Origin of the sequence: Bradyrhizobium sp. CCBAU 53415, from assembly GCF_028128735.1 — a bacterium.
In the GTDB taxonomy this organism is placed as follows: Bacteria; Pseudomonadota; Alphaproteobacteria; order Rhizobiales; family Xanthobacteraceae; genus Bradyrhizobium.
Genome location: NZ_LBJF01000027.1, coordinates 1,270,263 through 1,289,323 on the forward strand (window position 1 = coordinate 1,270,263; position 19,061 = coordinate 1,289,323).

Genomic DNA, 19,061 nt, shown 5'->3' on the forward strand with positions numbered 1-19,061 from the left:
TGACACCGCGAATGTGAGGGCTAGATTGTAACCGTTTTCAGAACACGTTCAAAATTGGCCTGCCGACTTAAGGCAGCCAGCCGGGAGGAGAGTTCGATGAAGGCCAGGATGCTCGCGACGCATGTCGCGTTGCCGGTTCTCGTGATTGCCGCCGTCAGTGGGCAGGCGGGCGCCGCCGATTTCGACTGGATGAAGTTCAAGGGCAAGACCGTCACCTTTCTTGCCAACAACAATCCGGTCTCGCAGGCGCTGCTGACCTATAAGGCCGACTTCGAGAAGTTGACCGGCATGACCCTGAAGGTCGACGGTTATCAGGAACAGCAGATGCGCCAGCGTCTGGTCACCGTCATGAACGCGAACAGCGACGAGGTCGACGTGTTCATGACGCTGCCCTCGCGCGAGGGCGAGCAGTTCGCCGCAGCCGGCTGGTACGCCGACCTCACGGCGATGGCCAAGAATGAAGTCGCCAAGGAGTACGACCCGGCCGGGCTGAGTCAGGCCTTGCTGAAGGCCGCGACCTTCGGCGGCAAGTTGACCAGCATGCCCATGAATCTCGAAGGGCCGATCTTCTATTACCGTACCGACATCTTCAAGAAGTGCGGCCTCGATGCGCCGAAGACGATCAAGGACGTCGAAGCGGCCGCCGAAAAGATCAAGACCTGTGACAGCGCGGTAACGCCGTTCGTCTCGCGCGGTCTCAAGCCTGCGGTCGCCTACACCTTCAGCAACATGCTGCACAATATCGGCGGCACGTATATGGCCGGCGGCAAGTCCAACCTCTGCTCGGCGAAGGGCAAGGAGGCGCTCGAAACCTATAGCCGGCTGCTGCGCGATTTCGGGCCGCCCGGCGTGGTCAACTACAGTTTCCAGCAGATCTCCGCGCTCTACCGCAGCGGCCGCGCCGCGATGGCGTTCGAATCCTCGAACGAACTGCGCACGGTGATGGAAGGCGGCGCGCGCCTCAAGGACACCGGCCTGCTGCCGTTCCCGGCGGGCGCGGCCGGCCAGGTGCCGACGACAATCGGGTGGGGCATGGCGGTGTCCGCGCACAGCAAGCAGCCGGGTGCGGCCTGGTACTTCGTGCAGTGGGCGACCAGCCCCGAGGTGCAGAAGAAAATGGCACTCCAGGGCATTGCGCCGCCGCGTCCGTCCGTCGCGAACGATCCTGAATATCGCAAGTGGATCGAGGAGGAACCGGTGCGCAAGGAGTGGCAGGCTGCGCTCGACGTACTCGCCACCAAGGGCTCGTCCGAAGTCGGCTATCCCATCGTCGCCAATCCGCAATCGCGCGAGTTCATCGGGCAGGCGGTGCAGGATCTGATCCTGAAGCAGAAGACCGTCGATCAGGCTTGCGCGGATGCCGACAAGGCGCTGGATGCGCTGATCGCGCTGAACTAACCGCCCGGTGCCGGCTGGCTCGCTGCCCGCCGGCACCCAACTCGATCGAGGACACGAACGCATGTCTGACACGGCTGCGACACTCACGCAGGACCGGCAGAAGCTGGAGATGGCGGCGCTTTCGGCACCGGCCGTGATCTTCACGGTCGCGATGATCGCGTTTCCGGTCGTCTATACGATCTGGCTCGGTTTCCAGAATTTCTCCTCGACCGGCAAGCAGTCGTTTGCGGGCCTTGCCAACTATTCGAAGCTGGTGTCCGACTACGAGTTCTGGCACGGGCTATGGGTCACGATCGCGCTCTATGTGCTGTCTCTCGTGCTGCAACTCGTCTTCGGCGTCTGGCTGGCGCTGGTGCTGTTCCATGCCAAGCGGCTGCCGGGCATCGTGCGCTCGTTGTTCATCTCGCCCTTCATGATGCCGCCGGTGGTGGCGGGCATGATGTGGCTCGTGATCCTCGATCCGTCGCTCGGCGCCGCCAACTACATCCTGCAATCGTTCGGCCTGCCGCCATCCGACTGGCTGGCCTCGCCGTCCCTCGTCATTCCGACCGTGGCGCTGATCGACAGTTGGCAGTGGACACCTTACGTTGCCTTGATCGTGCTGGGCGGCCTCCAGTCTCTTCCGCCAAGCGTCTATGAGGCCGCGCAGATCGATGGTGCGTCCCCGTTCAGGACCTTCCGGCGCATCACGCTGCCGCTGCTGCTGCCGACCATCGTCACTGCCGCAATCCTGCGCAGCGTCGATCTCCTGCGCTTCTTCGACATCATCTACATCACCACCCAGGGCGGTCCCGGCAACGCCTCGAACACGCTCAACATCTACGGCTTCCGCGTCGGCTTCGAGTTCTTCAACATCGGCTATGCCAGCGCCCTCATGCTGACGCTGACGGCGATCGTGTTCGGCGCCGTGCTCGCCTTCAACCGCCTGCGCGGCGCAGTGGCGTGGTGAAGTCATGACCGATGCCGCCACCACCGATCGCTGGATACGCTGGCTCAACACCGCGCAGCTTGTGCTCGCCGGCGTGCTCATCATGGCGCCGACGGTCTGGATGGTGCTGTCCTCGTTCAAGCCGTCTTTCGAAGTCACTGCCTATCCGCCGACGCTGATCTTCTCGCCGACGCTCGACAATTACGTCGAACTGACCAGGACCACGCCGTTCCTGAGCTACGCGCTCAACAGCCTCATCGTCACGGTCGGCTCGACCGCGCTCGGGCTGATGTTCGGGATTCCTGCGGCCTTCGCCGTCTCCTGGACGCGCATTTCCTGGCCGGCCATCCTGACGCTCGCCGCGCGCATGGCGCCCGGCACGCTGTTCCTGCTGCCGTGGTACGTCATGTTCCGGCAGGTCGGCATGATCGGCTCCTACACTGCGCTGATCCTCAGCCACGCCGTGATCACGCTGCCGATCGTGATCTGGGTCCTGCTGCCGTCCTTCGACGGCATCCCGCGCAGCGTGTTCGAGGCGGCGCAGGTCGATGGCTGCAGCGTCACGCGCATTCTCTGGCGCATTGCGCTGCCGCTGGTGGCATCAGGCGTTGCCGTCTCGGCGATCCTCGCTTTCGTCTTCTCGTGGAACTACTTCCTGTTTGCGCTGGTGCTCTCCAATGGCGACACCAAGACGCTGATCGCAGCGGCCTTCAACTTCATCGGCGAAGGCTCGACGCAATGGGGCGCTCTCATGGCTGCGGCGACGCTGATCGCATTGCCGCCGCTGGTGCTGGCAGCTCTCGTGCAGCGCTGGCTGGTGTCCGGACTGACGCTCGGTGCGGTGAAAGGTTAGCTATCTGATGAATTTGTCACCCCGTCCCAATTCGATCATGCAGGCTGCGGTCTTCCACGGCAACGACCGCATCACCATCGAGCGCGTGGCGATGCCGGACGTCGGCACCGGCGAGGTGCTGGTGCGCGTCTCGCGCACCGCGTTGTGCGGCTCGGACTTCAAGCTCTGGCACAAGGGCGCCGAGTTCACCGCCGGCCATGAGATTTTTGGCGTCGTCGAGCAGCCCGGTCACCGCCTCCATGGTCGCCGTTGTGCCGTCTACATACCGTTGCACTGCGACCACTGCGCGGCCTGCAAGCGCGGCGACACCCAGATGTGCCTCGAAGTCTCCAGCCTGATCGGCTGGAACAGGCCGGGCGGTTATGCCGAATATGTGCCGGTGCCGGAAAACTGCCTGCTTCCGGTGCCCGACGATATCGAGGACAGCCTCGCGCCGCTGCTGCTCGACACTATCGGCACATCGGGCCACGCGGTACGCTTCGTCGGCCGCGTGGTGCCACCGAGCGAGGCCGGACCGGTGCTCGTGATGGGTGCAGGGCCGGTCGGCCTCGGCGTCGTGCTGGCTCTCCGCGCCCTCGGCTACGATGACATCTGCGTCGCCGATCCCAACGCCGCGCGGCTCGGAATCGCGCAATCCTTCGGCGCGAAGGCGTATCCCGTAGGCGATACTTCGAAGCGCTTTGCCTTGATCATGGAATGCTCGGGCGCGCACGCGGCGCGCAACCTCGGCATCGAGCTGGTCCTGCCGCGCGGCGCGCTGGTGCTGGTCGGCGAAAATGCCGCGCCCTGGACCATCGAGGAAGGCAAAGTATTCCGCCGCAAGGATTTCTACATGATCCGAACCTTCTACTTCCCGGTCTCGGATTTCGAGCCGAATGTCGAGCTGCTGCGCAAGTACAAGGACGAATACCGCGTTCTCGTCGACGGCGAGTTCGGTCTCTCGGCGCTGCCCGAGAATTTCGCCCGCTTCGCCAAGGGCGAGCTGATCAAGCCCGTGCTGGCGCTGGACTGAGCGATCATGGCCTCGATCTCGATCCGCAATCTCGTCAAGCGCTATGGCAATTTCACCGTGATCCCCGATCTCAACCTGGAGATCGCGGACCATGAGTTCGTCGTTTTCGTCGGCCCGTCCGGCTGCGGCAAGTCGACCTTGCTGCGCATCATCGCAGGTCTTGAGCCGATCTCGTCCGGAGACCTCTACATCGGGGACAAGCGCGTCAACGGCGTGCAGGCCGCGCAACGCGATATCGCCATGGTGTTCCAGGACTACGCCCTCTATCCGCACATGAAGGTATACGACAACATGTCGTTTGCGCTGGAGCTGCGGGGCCTGGCGAAGGCCGAGATCGACGCGCGCGTGAGACGCGCCGCGGCGCTTCTGCACATCGAGCCCTATCTCGACCGCAAGCCGAAAGAGCTCTCCGGGGGCCAGCGCCAGCGCGTCGCGATGGGCCGGGCCATCGTGCGCAATCCCAAGGCGTTCCTGTTCGACGAGCCGCTGTCCAATCTCGACGCAAAACTGCGCGGGCAGGTGCGTGCCGAGATCAAGGCGCTGTCGCAGGAGCTCAAGACCACCATGGTCTTCGTAACCCATGACCAGATCGAGGCCATGACCATGGCCGACCGCATCGTGGTGCTCCAGAGCGGCACGATCCAGCAATACGACACGCCTGAGACGGTCTACGAGCGGCCTGCCAACCAGTTCGTCGCCGGCTTCATCGGCTCGCCCGCGATGAATTTCTTCCCGGTCGAATGGCGTGACGAGCGTGCGATTCTCTCGCAAGGTGGCGCGGCGGTGCCGCTCGACGGTGAGACCGCGGGACGTCTGCGCCAGGCCGGCAATGCCGTGCTCGGCATTCGCCCGGAGCATTTTGCCGTCGCCGCCGATGCCGTCGATGGTCTTGCCATCGACATCAGGCTGGTCGAACCGCTCGGCTCGGATACGCTGATCCATTTCGATCTCGCCGGTGCCTCCGCCATAGCGCGGGTCGATCCGTCGCTGCGGCCGAAGGTCGGCGAGCGCATCAATCTGCGCCCGCAGCCCGGCAAGACGCATTTGTTCGATGCCGGCAACGGGCAGGTCTTGCGATGAGTGCATCGGCGAACATCGGCGATCTCTCGGCGCTGGACGACGTCGTGTCCGGGGCCGCTCCCGTGCACGTGATCTGCCTCGGACTGGCAGCGCTCGACCTGGTCTGGCGCGTCGAGCGTCTGTTCGCGGGCCGCAGCGAGAAGATAAAGGCGACCGGCTACGGCACGCTTGGCGGCGGCATGGCCGCCAATGCGAGTGTCGCAGTCGCAAGGCTCGGCGCGTCCGTCGCGTTCTGGGGGCGGGCAGGGAACGATGCCGCCGGCCATGAGATGAGGTCGGCATTCGTTTCCGAAGGCGTCGATGTCCAGAATTTCCGGCTATTTTCCGATGGCCGTTCGTCCGTCTCCGGTATCATCGTCGACGGCTCCGGTGAGCGGCAGATCGTGAACTTCCGTGGCCTCTATCCGGAGGCCGCAGACTGGCTTCCGCTCGAATCCGTTGCTGGGGCAGCCTCGGTGCTGGCCGATCCGCGCTGGGTCGAGGGTGCCGCGACGCTGTTCCGGGAGGCGCGGGCGCGCGGCATTGCGACAGTGCTCGACGGCGACATGGCGGATGCCGAGGTGTTCGAGCGTCTGCTGCCGCTGACCGACCACGCCATCTTCTCCGAGCCCGCACTGGCGTCCTTTGCCGGTTCGGCCGATGACAAATCTCTCGCAGCGCTCGCGCGCTTCGGTTGCCGGGTGATCGCGGTCACGCGCGGCGAAGGCGGCGTGAGCTGGTACGAGAACGACCGCCTGCACCGGCAGGCGGCCTTTGCCGTCGACGTCGTGGACACTACGGGCGCCGGCGACGTCTTCCACGGGGCCTATGCGCTGGCGATCGGCGCCGGCCTCGATGTGCCTGCCGCCATGGCATTTTCGGCGGCCGCGGCCGCGATGAAATGCCGTCACGCCGGGGGGCGGAACGGAATCCCCGATATCAACGAGTGTCTTGCATTCATGAGGACGAAGCCATGAGAACGATCGGAAAGAACCGCGGCCTGGCGAGGCTTGCCGACGCGGACGGCCACTTTCGCATGGTCGCGCTGGATCAACGGCCGCCGCTGTTCGACGCCATTGCAAAGGCGAAGGGGATCACGCGCGATCAGGTCGAATATTCCGACGTGACCGCGGCCAAGCGTCTCCTCGTCGAGAACCTAGCCCCGCATTGCAGCTCGATGCTGTTCGATCCGAACTTCGCGGTGCCCGCCGCGATCGACCTGCTGCCGCCGCGTTGTGGCCTCATCATGACCCTCGAGGAGCACCGCGTCGAGGAGACCGCCGGAGGCCGCAAGTCCCGGGCGATCACCAACTGGAGCGTGGAAAAGATCCGCGCCATGGGCGGAGACGCCGTCAAGGTGCTGGCGTGGTACCGGCCGGACGCCGACCCTGCGGTGAACGAACACCAGAAGCGCTTCGTCCGGGAGATCGGCGAGGATTGTGCCCGGCACGACATTCCCTATGTCCTCGAGCTGCTGGTCTATCCGTTCCTCGGCAGCGCCAACCACACCGCCGACTACGTGGAATCGCCCGGCAAGCTTCCCGGCCTCGTCATCGACAGCGTGCGCGAGTTTGCCAGGCCCGAATACGGTGTCGATCTGCTCAAGCTGGAGAGCCCGCTTGCGGCCAACAGCCTGCCGGCCCGCGACGGTAGCGCGGAAGCCAAGGCCGCACAGAACGAGTTCGATGCGATCGGCGACATTTGCCGCGAGCGGAGCATTCCCTGGGTGCTGCTGTCGGGCGGCGCCGCGCCCGAAAAATTCGAGCGCGTCCTCGACTACTCCTATGCGGCAGGCGCAAGCGGTTTCCTGGCGGGTCGCACCATCTGGCTCGACGCCGTGCTGAAAAACTTCCCGGACCGCGCGGCGGTCTCGGCCAGCCTGCGCAGGGATGGCCTCGGAGTGCTCGAAAAGCTCAATCAGCTGACCACGGCCAAGGGCACGCCCTGGAAGGCGCGCTTTCCGGTATTCACCGATATCAAGCAGGAAGGTGACTTCGCGCGCGCCTACTGAAATAGCAGCGGTTTCCGCGTGGTCATCTCGACCGCAGGTCCGCAACATGACTGAGAGCCCCACCATCCGTTCGACCGAGGCGTTCAGGCTATCGCTTTCATCGGCCTCGGCCGGACGGCGCTTGCCTGAACTCAAACGAGCGTCATCGCCATGCCCGCTGCAGCGCTGAAGGCGACGACGATGAGCGGAGGGGCGCGCCAGGCGACCAGCAGGACGAAGCCGACAAGAGCGATGCCGAAGTCGCGTGGCGAATGCACGGTCGTCGTCCACACCGGATCGTACAGCGCAGCGCCCAGCACGCCGACCACCGCGGCGTTGACGCCCCGCATCATGGCCTGGGCGCCGGCGCGCTTCCGGAACGAGTCCCAGAACGGCAGAGTGCCGAGCAGGACCAGGATCCCGGGCAGGAAGATGCCGATGAGGCCGAGCGTCGCGCCGGCGAGCCCGTGCGGCTTCGGAGAGACCACCGTGCCGAGGTAGGCCGCGAAGGTGAAGAGCGGGCCCGGCACCGCCTGGGCGGCGCCGTAGCCGGCAAGGAACGCATCGTCGCTCAACCAGCCCGGGGCGACGAAGGCCTCGCGCAGCAGCGGTAGCACGACGTGGCCACCGCCGAAGACAAGCGCGCCGGAGCGGTAGAACGCGTCGAACAGGGAGACGCCGGTGGATCCCGTCAAGCTGCGCAGCGCCGGCAGCCCCGCCAGCAGGACGAAGAACATCCCGAGAGTGATCAGGCCCACGGTCCGCGACACCCGGATTTCAACGTGTCCGGACGGCGCCGGCGCCTCGCTGCGGCACAGCCACAGACCGGCGAGGCCGCCGAGAACGATCGCGCCGATCTGGGCGATCGAAGCTGTGCTGAAGACGATGATCAGCGCGGCCACGACCGCGATCGATGCGCGTTCGCGGTCTGGACAGAGATTTCGTGCCATGCCCCAGACGGCCTGCGCCACGATGGCGACGGCGGTCAGCTTCAGTCCGTGCAGCAGGCCGGTGCCGGCCGGGCCGCTGAGCGTGCCCGCGCCGTAGGCGAAGAGGACGAGGAGAGCCGCCGAAGGAAAGGTGAAGCCGGTCCAGGCGGCGAGGGCGCCGAGGTAGCCGGCCCGCATCAATCCGATCGAGAAGCCGACCTGGCTGCTGGCGGGGCCGGGCAGAAATTGGCACAGGCCGACGAGATCGGCGAAGGCATGCTCGTCGATCCACTTCCGCCGCAGGACGAACTCGTCGCGGAAGTAGCCGATGTGGGCGATCGGACCGCCGAAGCAGGTCAGCCCCAATTTGAGGAAGATCAGGAGCACTTCGGCAGGCGAGGTGGCGCTCTTGTTCGCCTCGATCGCGTCATCGGTCATGACTTTTCCTTCGACCCCGCATCGTTCCGAGATCGTTCTAGCGGTTATCGGATTTCGATAAAAGATCGGTTCTCCCGTCGGTTCCAGATCATGCGAGCTTGCCAACTTAACTTGTTTTGTTGGCGGAGGTTGCTCGTCCGGCTGTTGCGGGGCAATCGACCGGTGTTACTCAAGGCCAGCCGAAGGAGGTCAGAGCGATGACGACGATTGATCGACGTGGAGACACCCCTCGGTCGCTCATCAGCCGGCGAACTCTGCTTCGCGGCGCGCGGGCCGGTGCATTCTCGCTCATGACCGCCAAGACCCTCCCGCTCGTTCATGCCCAGGCGTTGCCGAAGGAGACGGCCGATTACAAGATCAGGATCGCGCCGATCTCGCTCGAGATCGCGCCCGGAAAAATCATCAAGACCACGGCCTACAACGGAGCCGTTCCCGGGCCCGCACTGCGGGTCAGGGAGAGCCAGCCGGTCCGGATCGAAGTCACCAACGATTCCGGCTGTCCCAATCTGATTCATTCGCACGGCCTCATGATTCCTTCGCGGCAGGACGGGTCGACGGAAGAAGGCTCGCCGATCATCGAGCCCGGCAAATCATTGACCTACGAATATTTCCCGAAACCCTCTGGGACCCGCTGGTATCACAGCCACGCGATGGCGATGACCGATCTCAACAAGAGCACCTATACGGGCGAGTTCGGATTCCTCATCGTGGAGCCCGCCGCCGGCGATCCCGGCGGCTATGACCGGGAGGTGCTGCTCGCCGCGCACCACTGGGAGGGTCACTGGGTCAGCATGCAGGACATCAAGGCAGGCCCGCCGCCCGACAACGGACTGGAGGTCATGTATCGCGCAGCGACCCTCGGCGATCGCATGCTCGGCCACGGAGAGCCGATCCGGGTGCGCGAAGGCGAGCGCGTGCTGTTCCGGGTGCTCAACGCGAGCGGCAATATGGGCATCACGCTCGCGCTGCCGGGACATCGTTTCAAGGTGCTGGCGCTCGACGGCAATCCGGTCCCGACCACCGCGACCGTCGAAATCCTGAAACTCGACGTCGCCGAGCGCGCCGACGTGATCGTGGAGATGAACAATCCCGGCGTCTGGGTCTTCGGCTCGACGGAGGATGGGGACCGCAACATGGGAATGGGCGTGGTCGTCGAATACGCCGGCCGCGGCGGCGAGCCAGCCTGGTCGGCGCCCGCGAAATCCAGATGGGACTACACCGCGTTCGGGCGCTCCGACGTACCGGCCGCAGCGCCCGACGAGACGATCGGACTGAAGTTCGAGAAGATCCCGGGCGGGAGAGGTGGCTACAATCGCTGGACCATCGACGGAAGATCCTGGCCGGACACGAATCCGCTCTTCACCGTCGTCAAGGGCAGGCGGTACCGCCTGGTATTGAACAACAACAGCGGCGACGAGCATCCCGTGCACCTGCATCGCCACTCGTTCGAGATCACGAAGGTGGGAGACAAGCCGACCGCCGGGGTGATCAAGGACACGATCAGCATGCCCAGATACTCGACGGCCGAGGTCGATTTCGTCGCCGACGACCCCGGGCCGACCTTCTTCCACTGCCATCATCAAGACCACATGGACGAAGGCTTCGCCGGGCTGATCACGTATGCATGATGCTATCGGCTTTTCCTGATGGCCTCGCCGGTGAACTCGAGGACCCGCGACTTGGCCAATGCGAGTCCGCGTTTTCCGAGCGGTGTCGCCCGATAGAGGGTGCGAGCGGTTCGTCCGGGATGCTCTTTGCGCGACCGCAGATAGCCTTTCCGCTCCATGCCATGAAGCAGCGGGTAGAGCGTCCCGGGGCTGAGCTTGTAGCCGTGTCGAGCCAGCTCCTCGATCATCCACTGGCCGTAAATTTCGTGTTCCGCAGCGTGGTGCAGAATGTGCAGCCTGATGAATCCCGTGAGCAAGTCCTTGTATTTCATGTCTTCTTTATCGAATTTCGTAATTGGAACGACGCTCTCGGCGGTCCGTTGACTCGCCGTTCCCGCCGGGCGCTCCTGCGTCCGGCGCAGCCACATTAACAGCGAGGAGACTGACCATGGCAAGTGCGGCAGATCGCGATCCCCGGCACCATACGCAGAAGATGCAGAAGGCGCTTGAGGAGATCCGGAACCATCTGCGCGAAGACATCCAGAAGGTCGACGAACCGCAGTTGAGAGCGATGTTCGAGACGTCCGCCGAAGTCCTCAGCGGGCTTGAGAAGGCTTTCAAGGATTACGAACAGAAGAACGAGAAAGCCTGGCGCTGATCGGCGGGGCTCCGCGATCAGTATGGCTTCGCGTTGAACACCGTGCTGGACGATGGCATCTCGGGTTTGTGGGTGCGGGTCTTGCAACCGGACAAGGCGTCATGCGGAAAGCGAGCGCCCCGAATGCTGGATGAGGCCGTATGGCCGCGGAGGGAGGACGATGAGGAACAGCGCCTCGGACGTTGCCGACATCAGGGACGCCGTTCACCTCTGCGTCGACATGCAGAACATTTTCGCTTCCGGCGGTCTGTGGGCGACGCCCTGGATGGAACGGGTTCTGCCTACGATTGCCTCGATCGTTGCGCGCCATCGGGACCGGACGGTCTTCACCCGCTTCATCACTCCGCAGGATCCGGAAGATCGCCCGGGGCAGTGGCAGAGCTATTTTCGCCGCTGGCACCAGGCGACCCGCAGGCATCTGCCGCCATCCGCTCTTGAGCTTGTGCCGGCCTTGAACCGCTTCGTTCCGCCGGCTGCCGTCATCGACAAGCCGGCCTATTCGGCCTTCAGCAATCCCGGCCTCGCGAGCCTGCTGGTGGAAAAGAAGGTCGGTACCGTCGTGATATCGGGCGCAGAGACGGACGTCTGCGTGCTCTCGACTGCCCTGAGCGCTATCGATCTCGGCTTCAGGATTGTCATCGTCGAGGACGCGCTGTGCAGTTCGTCCGACGTCGGGCACGATGCGCTCATGACGATGTATCGCACCCGCTTTCACGGCCAGGTCGACCTGGTGACAGCGGAAGAGCTGGCCGAATTCTGGCGGGAGTAGCAAATCGAGACTCTGGAGGCTCGGCTGGCCGCCGAAGCGCGGCGTCTGCGCGAACAAGCCAGCCTGCTTCCGCCCGGTGCGGCGCGCGAGGACAGGTTACGCAAGGCGCGTCAGGCGGAAACGGGGTCTCGGAAAAGTGGCTGCGGTCACCCGGCCTACAGTCGCCGCAATGGATTGCGTCGGCCCGGCAATATGCGTCGTCAACGCCCCTTCTTCGCGGCTTTGGTTCGCCGGTTGTAGGGTGAGCGATTGACGGGCCTTAGCGAAATGCCTTCGCGCTGGGCCTTGCTGCGGATGGCTGCGACCGGGCGCTGAAGCTTGATGCTCATCACGCCGGTTGGCGTGTTGCCTTTCGCAAGTTGCTTCAGCTTGCTGACGTCCGCGGGCGTCCAGGGCTGCCGTGCGCGGCGCTTGTAGGCGGGATTTGCCTTGCGCGGTCCCTTGCGGCCGATCGGCGAGCCCGGCCGTTTCCATGCTGCTTTTGCCATGATGATCCTCCTTCAAGTCGTTCTTGAACATGCGAATCAGCAGTTATGTTCCGGCGGAACTGCATCGGAGGCGCGATTGTATCCTGCGCATGACCGCGAAACGTAACCGCAGGAAACAGACCCAAACGCGCCAGGAGCGGGGATGATTGTCTGAGGGTCGACGACCTCGGCACGTCGATCGACGGGCTCTACGGCGTCGGCGAGGTCCTCACCGACCTGCACCAGCTCGCGGTCGCGTTCGCCCACGCCGCAATTGCGCCTGCACGATCCATAACAGCCTGCCGCCGCGCCTTCTTGAGCCGGTCCCGTCACAATCGACCGGATCCTGGAACGAAGCGCGTTGCTCCGCTTTGGTCGACAGAGGCGGGGCACGCAATGGAGAGAACGGATGGTCCAGTCCGAAGACATGACCCGCTGCATCGACCTCTGCATGAGCTGCTACCGCACATGCCTCGGCACGGCGATGAACCATTGCCTCGAGACCGGCGGCAAGCATGTCGAGCCGAAGCACTTCCGCCTGATGATGGCCTGCGCCGAGATGTGCCGGACCGCCGCGCATTTCATGCTGATCAACACGCCGCATCACAAGCATACCTGCGGTGAGTGCGCCGAAATCTGCAACGAATGCGCCGAGGATTGCGAGCGGATCGGCGGCATGGACGAATGCGTCGCGATGTGCCGCTCCTGCGCCCAATCCTGTCGCGCGATGGCGGCCTGAGAGAGAAGGCCCATGCTGGAAGAAAAACTCAAGGAGGCAATCGTCGGCGAGTTGCAGCGCCAGGCCGCCGACCGGCCGCAATCGCTGAAGATCCAGGGCGCGGGGGACGCACAAAGTTCGGAGGAGCTGACCGTCAACGGCAACATCGACCTTGGCGCGCTGGTCATGGTGGTCGCGGGCTCTGTCGCGGGCGGGCCTTAAGCCCGGTCTTCCGCACCTCTCGCGCAATCCGGGCGCAGCGCCGCAACGACTGGGGCGGCTGACCAAATGCTCGGATGAAGGCCCTGCGCATCCGCTCGGGGTCGCAAAAGCCCGTGGATCGCGCGACACGCTCGATCGTCTCTCCGGAGGACTGGACCCGGTCGCGCGCCACCTCGACGCGCAGGCGCTCGACCGCCTTTGTCGGCGTGGATCCGGTTTCGGCGACGAAGGAGCGGACGAAATGCCGTGAGCTCAGCCCTGCACGCTCCACCAGCGCCTCGACCGTGAGAGAAGCATCCAGATTCTCGCGCATCCACGACAGCAGGCTGCCGCAGCGGCCATTCGGCGTACGAGCCTTCGGCCAGCGCTTCTACAAGCTCCACAACGCCATGCCGACCGCGCCACAAGCCTATTCGGCCGTCCTGCAATATCTGCGGGCCGCGGCTGCCGTGGGCACGGATGACACCAATGCTGTCCTTGAGAAGATACGGTCAATGCCCGTCGACGATTTCCATGCGCCGGGCGAGCGGCTGCGCGCTGACAACAAGCTGGTGCACGATTTCCATCTCGTCGAAGTCAACAAGCCTGCGGACGTGAAAGCGCCCTGGGACTACTACAACGTCGAGACAATCCGTGCCGAGGACGCTCATCATCCCCTGAGCCAGAGCGAACGCCCGCTGCTGAAGACGTCGCAGAACTAGCGCATCGCGCCCTCTTAAAGCAGCCTTCAGCCGTACTCCTCGCCGATGCCGTATTCCCGGTAGATCTCCAGCGGGTCGAGCTCGGGAAACAGGCGGCATTTGGCCTGGGCGAGGTGCAGGCTCACCGCCGCCGGCTCCTTGCCGTTGGCGAGCAACTTGCGGATGTCGTCCATATGCGCGTTCGGCTGGTGCTTCGGTTCGAGCTGCTCCAGTGCGACCAGGGCGGTCGCGAGCGCCTCGGTCAGAACCCAGTCGTCGTGGCCCGTGATTCCCTTCTTCGGCATCGGCAGACCCCGGATGTGGAGGCAGGTCCCCAGTCTATCGCGACTTCGGCCAAATCGCCATTGAGCCGTTGCGGCTGCCGGCGTCGAGGCAGATCGGCGCCGTGCGCCGGGTTGCATTATGGCCGCGTGTGGCTAAAAGGCGGCGGGCGCGGGGCGATCGTATCTTTGTTGAAATAAACTCGGCGTAGACCGGCCTGCACGGCATCCAGGCCGGCTGCTCCGGTCGGCCTCGTGATCCCGCACGCGCAACAATCCGATTGCGCGATCCCTCAAGGTTCGAGCCAGCATGGCCTTTCTCAGCTTCGTCTACCGCTTCCTCACCAATTTCGCCTTCATGGCGATGGTCTATTTCAGCCTGAACTTCATGGAGAAGTATCCGAACCGGGCGATCCTGGCGATCCTGGTGCTGGTCTATGCCGCCATGCGCGCGGCCTCGACGCTGCGCGCGTTCTACTTCTACCAGAAGATCGAGAAGCTCGAGGCCGAGACCAGGCGCCTTCAGGCTCCGATCAATGACGGTGCGGGCGGAACCTCGGCGCGCAAGCAGGTCGTCGCCGACGTTGCGCGGCTGCGGCGCGACGGCGAACTCAAGTCCTATATGGACCTGTTTTTCCTGGCGCTGATCGTGCTGTTCTGCGTCGCCGCCATCATGCGGCAATAACCGCTCAGGCGCGCTTCTTCACGCTGGTCGCAACGCGGGCCGGGCGGGGCGTCGCGCTCTTGGCCTGCGCGGCATGCTTGAGAGCGGCAGGCGCCGCATGCGCGGTCCGGTGAGCGTGCGCCTTGCCGGCCTTGCCCTTTGCGGCCTTGTCCTTTGCCGCGGCCCGGGGCGTCTCGGCCGCAATTGCCAGCCGCGTCGCGGCACGCCGCGACAAGGTCGTCGACAGCAGCACCTCGACCGAGCCTTCCGGGATCGCAAAGAGCGCGCGGCCCGGCACGGGCAGGGTAGCCGCGACATTGGCCTGCGCCATGGTCCGCAGCGGCAGCAGCGGCTGATGCTCGGCCTGCGCATTGAGGTCGGCAAGAGCTGGCGCCGGCAGCGTCCGGGTCTGCGTGAACGCGAAATTCGGCACGCGTGGCCAGCGCGCGATCGGCGTCGTCTCGGTCGGCGGATGCAGCAGCCATTCCACCGTCGCGGTCGGCGTCGCCGGCCGTTCGGCGGTCGCGGGCACCACATGCACGATGCGATAGCCGCGCGCCTTGAGGTCGCGGATGATCCTCGGCAGCGCCGCCACCGTGCGGGCCTGGATGTCGTGCAGCAGCAGGATACCCTTGCCCTTGGCCTCAAGCCGCTGGATCGCGAGCTGGTAGACGCGGTCGGACGACACATGCCGCCAGTCGTCGGCGGGGAAATCGGCGCTCCAGACCTGGATGCCGCGCGAGATCAGATAGTTCTCGACGCCCTCGGCGCGCATCAGGCCGGGAATGCGGAAGAACGGGGCGAGCTGGGACGGATCGGTCATCGCGGCCGAGGTCCACGCGATTCCGCCGTTGATTTCGGCCTCGGCCTTTTCGATCGGCATCCGGTCGAAGGTCAGCGGGTGGTCCATGCTGTGTGTGCCGACGGTGTGGCCCGCCGCGACCAGCTTGCGCACGCCTTCCGGATTGGCCTTGGCCTGGCTGCCGATGATGAAGAAGGTCGCCTTGATGCACTCGTCGGCGAGGATCTGAAGCACCTGGTTGGAATATTTCGGCAGCGGACCGTCGTCGAAGGTCAGGACGACCTCATGGTCCTTCAGCGGCAGCGTCTCGCGGTACTGCATGGTGCCGATCAGCGGATGCTCGCGCGGATCGACCACGAGGGTACGGGAGGTGCCGAGGGCGTCCGGGTGGCCGGGACAGACGGCCGCAACCGCGGCCGGCGAACCGACGATCAGCATTCCCAGACAGAGGACGATCCACGATCGCGTCCGCAAAACAACGCTACTTCCGATCATGAACCCGGTCTGCCCTCATGGCGATTGCCTCCTTGGTAGGTCGGAGACACCCCGAAATGGTTCAGGTGCAACACCCCTACCATCTTTGCATGGGCTAGCATGAACAGAGTGTTAATAGGGCCGGGATCACCCCATTTTGCGCCGACGTGACATTCCGGCATCAACGCGCATCGGCGTTCTTCTGTGACGTGCCCGCCGGTACGACGTGGACCACCCGATAGCCGTTCTCCCTCAGATACCGCAGGAAGGCCGGCATCATTGCGGCCGTGCGCACCTTGTTGTCGTGGAAGAGGATGATGCCCTTGCCGCTCGCCGCCAGGCGTTCGGTGACGAGCTTCAATTCCTGCTCCGGCGTGATCTCTTCCCAATCGCTCGCCCAGAGATCGGCCCCGAACACGACGATGCCGCGCGACTGGAGCAGGTCGAGCTCTGCTTGCGTCGACTCGAAATAGGGAAAGCGGAAAAACGGGGTCGAGGGTGTCGTCGTCGAGGTGCCGTGCAGCGCCATCTCGTCGGCAGCGATGCCGCGATCGAGATCGGCCACCGCCTTGTCGAACGGGATATGCGCCATGAACGGATGCGACCAGGTGTGGTGGCCGACGGTGTGGCCCTCGCGGGCGATGCGCTTGACCATGTCGGGATACTCGGCGGCGTGCTGGCCGATCAGGAAGAAGGTCGCGCGCACGCATTCCTGCGCCAGCGCCGCCAGCACCTTCGACGTCGTCGGCGCGAACGGCCCGTCGTCGAAGGTCAGCACGACCTCGTGATCCGCCAGCGGCAGCGTCTGGGGAAAGCTCTTCAAGCCGACGCGCGGATACGTCTTGGCAGCGACGGTCAGGATGCGCGAAGTGCCGAGCGCATCCTTGCGCGGGCACTCGGCGGCATGGGTCGAGGCAATGCCGGTGAGGGCCGCAACGATCGCGCCCGCCGTCATCGATGTCCATTTCAACCGAAGCATCTTTGTCATTGCGCCCAGAGTTGCCTTGTGGGTATTGCCTGAACCATCAGCTCAGACCACTTGTTCCAACCTGTCAACCGGCGAGGCGCGCCATGGATGAACATATGGACGTTGCCCCATCCGCCTCCGGTTCGGTACTCGACCACGTGCCGATGCGCAATGAGGACGGCGAAATTCGTCATGAATTCGTCGAAGAAATTGCCCGTGCGATCGAGGCCGGCGACAGCTCGGCGCTGCGGGCCTGCGTCGCGGAACTGCACGAGGCCGATCTGGGCGATCTGATCGGGGCCCTGGACCCCGACGACCGCGTCCGCCTGGTCGAGCTCACGGGCCGCGACTTCGACTTTTCGGCCCTGAACGAGGTCGACGAGACCGTCCGCGAGGAGATCCTCGAGGAGCTGCCGCCGGAGACGGTCGCCGAGGGCGTCCGCGAGCTCGAATCCGACGACGCGGTCGAGCTGCTGGAGACCCTGGACGCCGAGGAACAGGAGGAGATCCTCGAAAAGCTGCCGCTCAAGGAGCGTGTCGCGCTCGAGCGCAGCCTGCTGTATCCGGAGAATTCCGCCGGTCGCCGGATGCAGACCGAGTTCATCGCCGTGCCCCAGGATTTCACCGTGGGCCAGGCGATCGACTACATGCGCGAGACGCCCGATCTGCCCGACCGCTTCTACGAGATCTACGTCGTCGACAAGGACCAGCACTGGCAGGGCGCGGTGCCGCTCGACGTGCTCTTGCGCACGCGCCGGCCGGTGGCGCTGACCGAGCTGACCGACGAGGACCGCCGCCGCGTGTCCGTCCTGGAGGACCAGGAAGAGGTGGCGCGCATGTTCGGCAAGTACAATCTCGTCGCCGCGCCCGTGCTCGACACCCAGGACCGCCTGGTCGGCGTCATCACGGTCGACGATGTCGTCGACGTCATCGAGGAGGAGGCGGACGAGGACCTCAAGGCTCTCGGCGGCGTCACCAGCGACGAAGAACTGTCGGACACGTTCCTGACGATTGCGCGCGGCCGCTTCAACTGGCTGCTGGTGAATCTCGCCACCGCCTTTCTGGCGTCCTCCGTGCTCGGCCTGTTCGAGGGCCAGCTGGAAAAAATGGTGGCGCTCGCGGTGCTGGCGCCGATCGTGGCGAGCCAGGGCGGCAATGCCGCAACCCAGACCATGACCGTGGCGGTGCGGGCACTCGCCACCCGCGAGCTCGGCTCCTCCAACGCATGGCGCGTGGTGCTGCGCGAGACGCTGGTCGGTCTCGTCAACGGTCTCGCCTTCGCCGTGATCACGGGCATCGCCGCGGTGGCCTGGTTCAAGATCCCGGGCCTCGGCATCGTCATCGGCCTCGCCATCATCTGCAACCTGGTCGCCGGCGCGCTCGGCGGCATCCTGATCCCGATGGCGCTGGAGCGCGTGCGGGCCGACCCGGCGGTGGCGTCGGGCACCTTCGTGACCACCGTGACCGATGTTGTCGGCTTCTTCTCCTTCCTCGGCATTGCGACCCTGTGGTTCGGGCTGAGGTAGGGGCGCCCTCGCTCTCGTGTCCCGGGCGCGCTGCAACGCCCCTTCGCGTTGCTGCGCAGAACCGGGACCCACAAAGCGGCACGACACTGTGGCGATATGGGCCCCGGCTCTGCAGCGCACCGCCGAAGAGGCGCTGCGCAGCGTCCGGGGCACGAGACCATCTTTAATCCGAACTTAAGCGACCTGCCGCATCATCGCCTGCGCTTGGGGGAATCGGCATGCGGTTGCGGCTGAAGGCGGACGGACGGATCGTCGAATTGCGGGATGGGCGGGAATTTCCGGTCCAGCCGGCGGCCAATGCCGCGCCGGTCGAGGCCGGTCCGCTCGCGGTGCGCGATTTGCGCCGCCGCGCCTGCCTGACCCAGATGGAGTTCGCCGCCAAGCTCGGCGTCCCCGTCGAGACCATCCGCAACTGGGAGCAGGGCAAGCGCGCGCCGCGAGGGCCGGCCCGCGCGCTGCTCGCGGTGATCGCGCATGCCCCGGACACGGTGTTTCAGGCGCTCGCCAAGGTCTGATGCACACCTCTCGTTAGTCTTGCATTGAATATTCGGCCCGATCGTTGCGGCTTCCGTTGGCAGCATCATCGGCCGGGTCCATAGTGACATTTCGGGCTGCCGCA

General features: G+C 65.0%; 22 protein-coding genes and 1 pseudogene. 16 read left to right on the forward strand and 7 right to left on the reverse strand.

Annotated features, from left to right (window positions below):
- Positions 1–96 precede the first annotated feature (96 nt).
- The 7 genes from XH87_RS34090 to XH87_RS34120 all read left to right on the forward strand — a co-directional run bounded on the left by XH87_RS34090 (position 97) and on the right by XH87_RS34120 (position 7,261).
- A complete protein-coding gene (locus XH87_RS34090) occupies positions 97–1,398 on the forward strand; it encodes an ABC transporter substrate-binding protein (RefSeq protein ID WP_271590591.1) in 1,302 nt (433 codons plus the stop codon).
- A gap of 61 nt (positions 1,399–1,459) precedes the next feature.
- Entirely contained in the window at positions 1,460–2,347 is an 888-nt protein-coding gene (locus tag XH87_RS34095) for a carbohydrate ABC transporter permease (RefSeq protein ID WP_035715128.1), read from the forward strand.
- A 4-nt stretch (positions 2,348–2,351) separates the two neighbouring features.
- Entirely contained in the window at positions 2,352–3,179 is an 828-nt protein-coding gene (locus XH87_RS34100; protein WP_035715125.1) for a carbohydrate ABC transporter permease, read from the forward strand.
- A gap of 7 nt (positions 3,180–3,186) precedes the next feature.
- Positions 3,187–4,191 (forward strand): zinc-dependent alcohol dehydrogenase family protein, encoded by a 1,005-nt coding sequence (locus XH87_RS34105; RefSeq protein ID WP_271590592.1) that lies wholly within the window; start codon positions 3,187–3,189, stop codon positions 4,189–4,191.
- A gap of 6 nt (positions 4,192–4,197) precedes the next feature.
- On the forward strand, positions 4,198–5,271 hold the full coding sequence (locus tag XH87_RS34110; RefSeq protein WP_035715119.1) for an ABC transporter ATP-binding protein: 1,074 nt from the start codon (positions 4,198–4,200) through the stop codon (positions 5,269–5,271).
- Positions 5,268–6,227 carry a sugar kinase gene (locus XH87_RS34115; protein WP_271590593.1) on the forward strand — a complete coding sequence of 320 codons (960 nt, stop codon included), beginning with the start codon at positions 5,268–5,270 and terminating at the stop codon, positions 6,225–6,227. Before XH87_RS34110 ends, XH87_RS34115 begins: the two co-directional genes overlap by 4 nt.
- A complete protein-coding gene (locus XH87_RS34120) occupies positions 6,224–7,261 on the forward strand; it encodes a tagatose 1,6-diphosphate aldolase (RefSeq protein ID WP_271590594.1) in 1,038 nt (345 codons plus the stop codon). Before XH87_RS34115 ends, XH87_RS34120 begins: the two co-directional genes overlap by 4 nt.
- A 131-nt stretch (positions 7,262–7,392) precedes the next feature.
- Here XH87_RS34120 and chrA read toward each other — a convergent pair whose 3' ends face one another.
- A complete protein-coding gene (gene chrA / locus XH87_RS34125; RefSeq protein WP_271590595.1) occupies positions 7,393–8,607 on the reverse strand; it encodes a chromate efflux transporter in 1,215 nt (404 codons plus the stop codon).
- Between the two features lie 290 nt (positions 8,608–8,897).
- Between chrA and XH87_RS34130 the strand changes: the two genes are divergently transcribed.
- A complete protein-coding gene (locus XH87_RS34130; protein ID WP_271590596.1) occupies positions 8,898–10,235 on the forward strand; it encodes a multicopper oxidase family protein in 1,338 nt (445 codons plus the stop codon).
- 2 nt (positions 10,236–10,237) lie between these two features.
- Here XH87_RS34130 and XH87_RS34135 read toward each other — a convergent pair whose 3' ends face one another.
- Positions 10,238–10,546 carry a PadR family transcriptional regulator gene (locus XH87_RS34135; RefSeq protein WP_271590597.1) on the reverse strand — a complete coding sequence of 103 codons (309 nt, stop codon included), beginning with the start codon at positions 10,544–10,546 and terminating at the stop codon, positions 10,238–10,240.
- A gap of 116 nt (positions 10,547–10,662) precedes the next feature.
- Between XH87_RS34135 and XH87_RS34140 the strand changes: the two genes are divergently transcribed.
- The gene (locus XH87_RS34140) at positions 10,663–10,872 is read left to right on the forward strand and encodes a hypothetical protein (protein ID WP_271590598.1); all 210 of its coding nucleotides are present in this window, start codon (positions 10,663–10,665) and stop codon (positions 10,870–10,872) included.
- A gap of 160 nt (positions 10,873–11,032) precedes the next feature.
- A complete protein-coding gene (locus XH87_RS34145; RefSeq protein ID WP_271590599.1) occupies positions 11,033–11,641 on the forward strand; it encodes a cysteine hydrolase family protein in 609 nt (202 codons plus the stop codon).
- A 200-nt stretch (positions 11,642–11,841) separates the two neighbouring features.
- Here the strand turns inward: XH87_RS34145 and XH87_RS34155 are convergent, their stop codons facing one another.
- Complete coding sequence (locus tag XH87_RS34155) at positions 11,842–12,129, reverse strand: hypothetical protein (RefSeq protein WP_035715094.1); 288 nt, start codon at positions 12,127–12,129, stop codon at positions 11,842–11,844.
- A 388-nt stretch (positions 12,130–12,517) separates the two neighbouring features.
- Here XH87_RS34155 and XH87_RS34165 point away from each other — a divergent pair, with 388 nt between their 5' ends.
- Together XH87_RS34165 and XH87_RS34170 are read left to right on the forward strand one after the other, a co-directional pair.
- The gene (locus tag XH87_RS34165; RefSeq protein WP_035715092.1) at positions 12,518–12,847 is read left to right on the forward strand and encodes a four-helix bundle copper-binding protein; all 330 of its coding nucleotides are present in this window, start codon (positions 12,518–12,520) and stop codon (positions 12,845–12,847) included.
- Between the two features lie 12 nt (positions 12,848–12,859).
- Positions 12,860–13,048, forward strand: a complete 189-nt coding sequence (locus XH87_RS34170) for a hypothetical protein (RefSeq protein ID WP_271590600.1) — start codon at positions 12,860–12,862, stop codon at positions 13,046–13,048.
- Here XH87_RS34170 and XH87_RS34175 read toward each other — a convergent pair.
- A pseudogene (locus XH87_RS34175) lies at positions 13,011–13,400 on the reverse strand (helix-turn-helix domain-containing protein); the annotation flags it as partial. The gene XH87_RS34170 and the pseudogene XH87_RS34175 overlap by 38 nt on opposite strands.
- A 37-nt stretch (positions 13,401–13,437) precedes the next feature.
- On the opposite strand from XH87_RS34175, the gene XH87_RS34180 reads away from it, so the two are divergent.
- Positions 13,438–13,749 (forward strand): ABC transporter substrate-binding protein, encoded by a 312-nt coding sequence (locus tag XH87_RS34180; protein WP_271590932.1) that lies wholly within the window; start codon positions 13,438–13,440, stop codon positions 13,747–13,749.
- Between the two features lie 26 nt (positions 13,750–13,775).
- On the opposite strand, the gene XH87_RS34185 is transcribed toward XH87_RS34180, so the two are convergent.
- Positions 13,776–14,033 (reverse strand): hypothetical protein, encoded by a 258-nt coding sequence (locus XH87_RS34185; RefSeq protein ID WP_035715087.1) that lies wholly within the window; start codon positions 14,031–14,033, stop codon positions 13,776–13,778.
- A gap of 286 nt (positions 14,034–14,319) precedes the next feature.
- On the opposite strand from XH87_RS34185, the gene XH87_RS34190 reads away from it, so the two are divergent.
- Positions 14,320–14,694, forward strand: a complete 375-nt coding sequence (locus XH87_RS34190; RefSeq protein WP_271590601.1) for a hypothetical protein — start codon at positions 14,320–14,322, stop codon at positions 14,692–14,694.
- 4 nt (positions 14,695–14,698) lie between these two features.
- On the opposite strand, the gene XH87_RS34195 is transcribed toward XH87_RS34190, so the two are convergent.
- Both XH87_RS34195 and XH87_RS34200 read right to left on the reverse strand, forming a co-directional pair.
- Positions 14,699–15,970 (reverse strand): polysaccharide deacetylase family protein, encoded by a 1,272-nt coding sequence (locus XH87_RS34195; protein ID WP_271590602.1) that lies wholly within the window; start codon positions 15,968–15,970, stop codon positions 14,699–14,701.
- A gap of 160 nt (positions 15,971–16,130) precedes the next feature.
- Positions 16,131–16,937: a polysaccharide deacetylase family protein gene (locus XH87_RS34200; protein WP_442868332.1), complete on the reverse strand. Its 807-nt coding sequence runs from the start codon at positions 16,935–16,937 to the stop codon at positions 16,131–16,133.
- Between the two features lie 83 nt (positions 16,938–17,020).
- On the opposite strand from XH87_RS34200, the gene mgtE reads away from it, so the two are divergent.
- A complete protein-coding gene (gene mgtE, locus XH87_RS34205; protein WP_271590603.1) occupies positions 17,021–18,442 on the forward strand; it encodes a magnesium transporter in 1,422 nt (473 codons plus the stop codon).
- Positions 18,443–18,660: 218 nt separating this feature from the next.
- Entirely contained in the window at positions 18,661–18,957 is a 297-nt protein-coding gene (locus XH87_RS34210) for a helix-turn-helix domain-containing protein (RefSeq protein ID WP_199763249.1), read from the forward strand.
- Positions 18,958–19,061: the final 104 nt, after the last annotated feature.

Coding starts and splice junctions, on each gene's coding strand:
- XH87_RS34090 (WP_271590591.1), top strand. CDS start 97: ATGAAGGCCAGGATGCTCGCGACGCATGTCGCGTTGCCGGTTCTCGTG.
- XH87_RS34095 (WP_035715128.1), top strand. CDS start 1,460: ATGTCTGACACGGCTGCGACACTCACGCAGGACCGGCAGAAGCTGGAG.
- XH87_RS34100 (WP_035715125.1), top strand. CDS start 2,352: ATGACCGATGCCGCCACCACCGATCGCTGGATACGCTGGCTCAACACC.
- XH87_RS34105 (WP_271590592.1), top strand. CDS start 3,187: ATGAATTTGTCACCCCGTCCCAATTCGATCATGCAGGCTGCGGTCTTC.
- XH87_RS34110 (WP_035715119.1), top strand. CDS start 4,198: ATGGCCTCGATCTCGATCCGCAATCTCGTCAAGCGCTATGGCAATTTC.
- XH87_RS34115 (WP_271590593.1), top strand. CDS start 5,268: ATGAGTGCATCGGCGAACATCGGCGATCTCTCGGCGCTGGACGACGTC.
- XH87_RS34120 (WP_271590594.1), top strand. CDS start 6,224: ATGAGAACGATCGGAAAGAACCGCGGCCTGGCGAGGCTTGCCGACGCG.
- chrA (WP_271590595.1), bottom strand. CDS start 8,607: ATGACCGATGACGCGATCGAGGCGAACAAGAGCGCCACCTCGCCTGCC.
- XH87_RS34130 (WP_271590596.1), top strand. CDS start 8,898: ATGACCGCCAAGACCCTCCCGCTCGTTCATGCCCAGGCGTTGCCGAAG.
- XH87_RS34135 (WP_271590597.1), bottom strand. CDS start 10,546: ATGAAATACAAGGACTTGCTCACGGGATTCATCAGGCTGCACATTCTG.
- XH87_RS34140 (WP_271590598.1), top strand. CDS start 10,663: ATGGCAAGTGCGGCAGATCGCGATCCCCGGCACCATACGCAGAAGATG.
- XH87_RS34145 (WP_271590599.1), top strand. CDS start 11,033: ATGAGGAACAGCGCCTCGGACGTTGCCGACATCAGGGACGCCGTTCAC.
- XH87_RS34155 (WP_035715094.1), bottom strand. CDS start 12,129: ATGGCAAAAGCAGCATGGAAACGGCCGGGCTCGCCGATCGGCCGCAAG.
- XH87_RS34165 (WP_035715092.1), top strand. CDS start 12,518: ATGGTCCAGTCCGAAGACATGACCCGCTGCATCGACCTCTGCATGAGC.
- XH87_RS34170 (WP_271590600.1), top strand. CDS start 12,860: ATGCTGGAAGAAAAACTCAAGGAGGCAATCGTCGGCGAGTTGCAGCGC.
- XH87_RS34180 (WP_271590932.1), top strand. CDS start 13,438: ATGCCGACCGCGCCACAAGCCTATTCGGCCGTCCTGCAATATCTGCGG.
- XH87_RS34185 (WP_035715087.1), bottom strand. CDS start 14,033: ATGCCGAAGAAGGGAATCACGGGCCACGACGACTGGGTTCTGACCGAG.
- XH87_RS34190 (WP_271590601.1), top strand. CDS start 14,320: ATGGCCTTTCTCAGCTTCGTCTACCGCTTCCTCACCAATTTCGCCTTC.
- XH87_RS34195 (WP_271590602.1), bottom strand. CDS start 15,970: ATGATCGGAAGTAGCGTTGTTTTGCGGACGCGATCGTGGATCGTCCTC.
- XH87_RS34200 (WP_442868332.1), bottom strand. CDS start 16,937: ATGACAAAGATGCTTCGGTTGAAATGGACATCGATGACGGCGGGCGCG.
- mgtE (WP_271590603.1), top strand. CDS start 17,021: ATGGATGAACATATGGACGTTGCCCCATCCGCCTCCGGTTCGGTACTC.
- XH87_RS34210 (WP_199763249.1), top strand. CDS start 18,661: ATGCGGTTGCGGCTGAAGGCGGACGGACGGATCGTCGAATTGCGGGAT.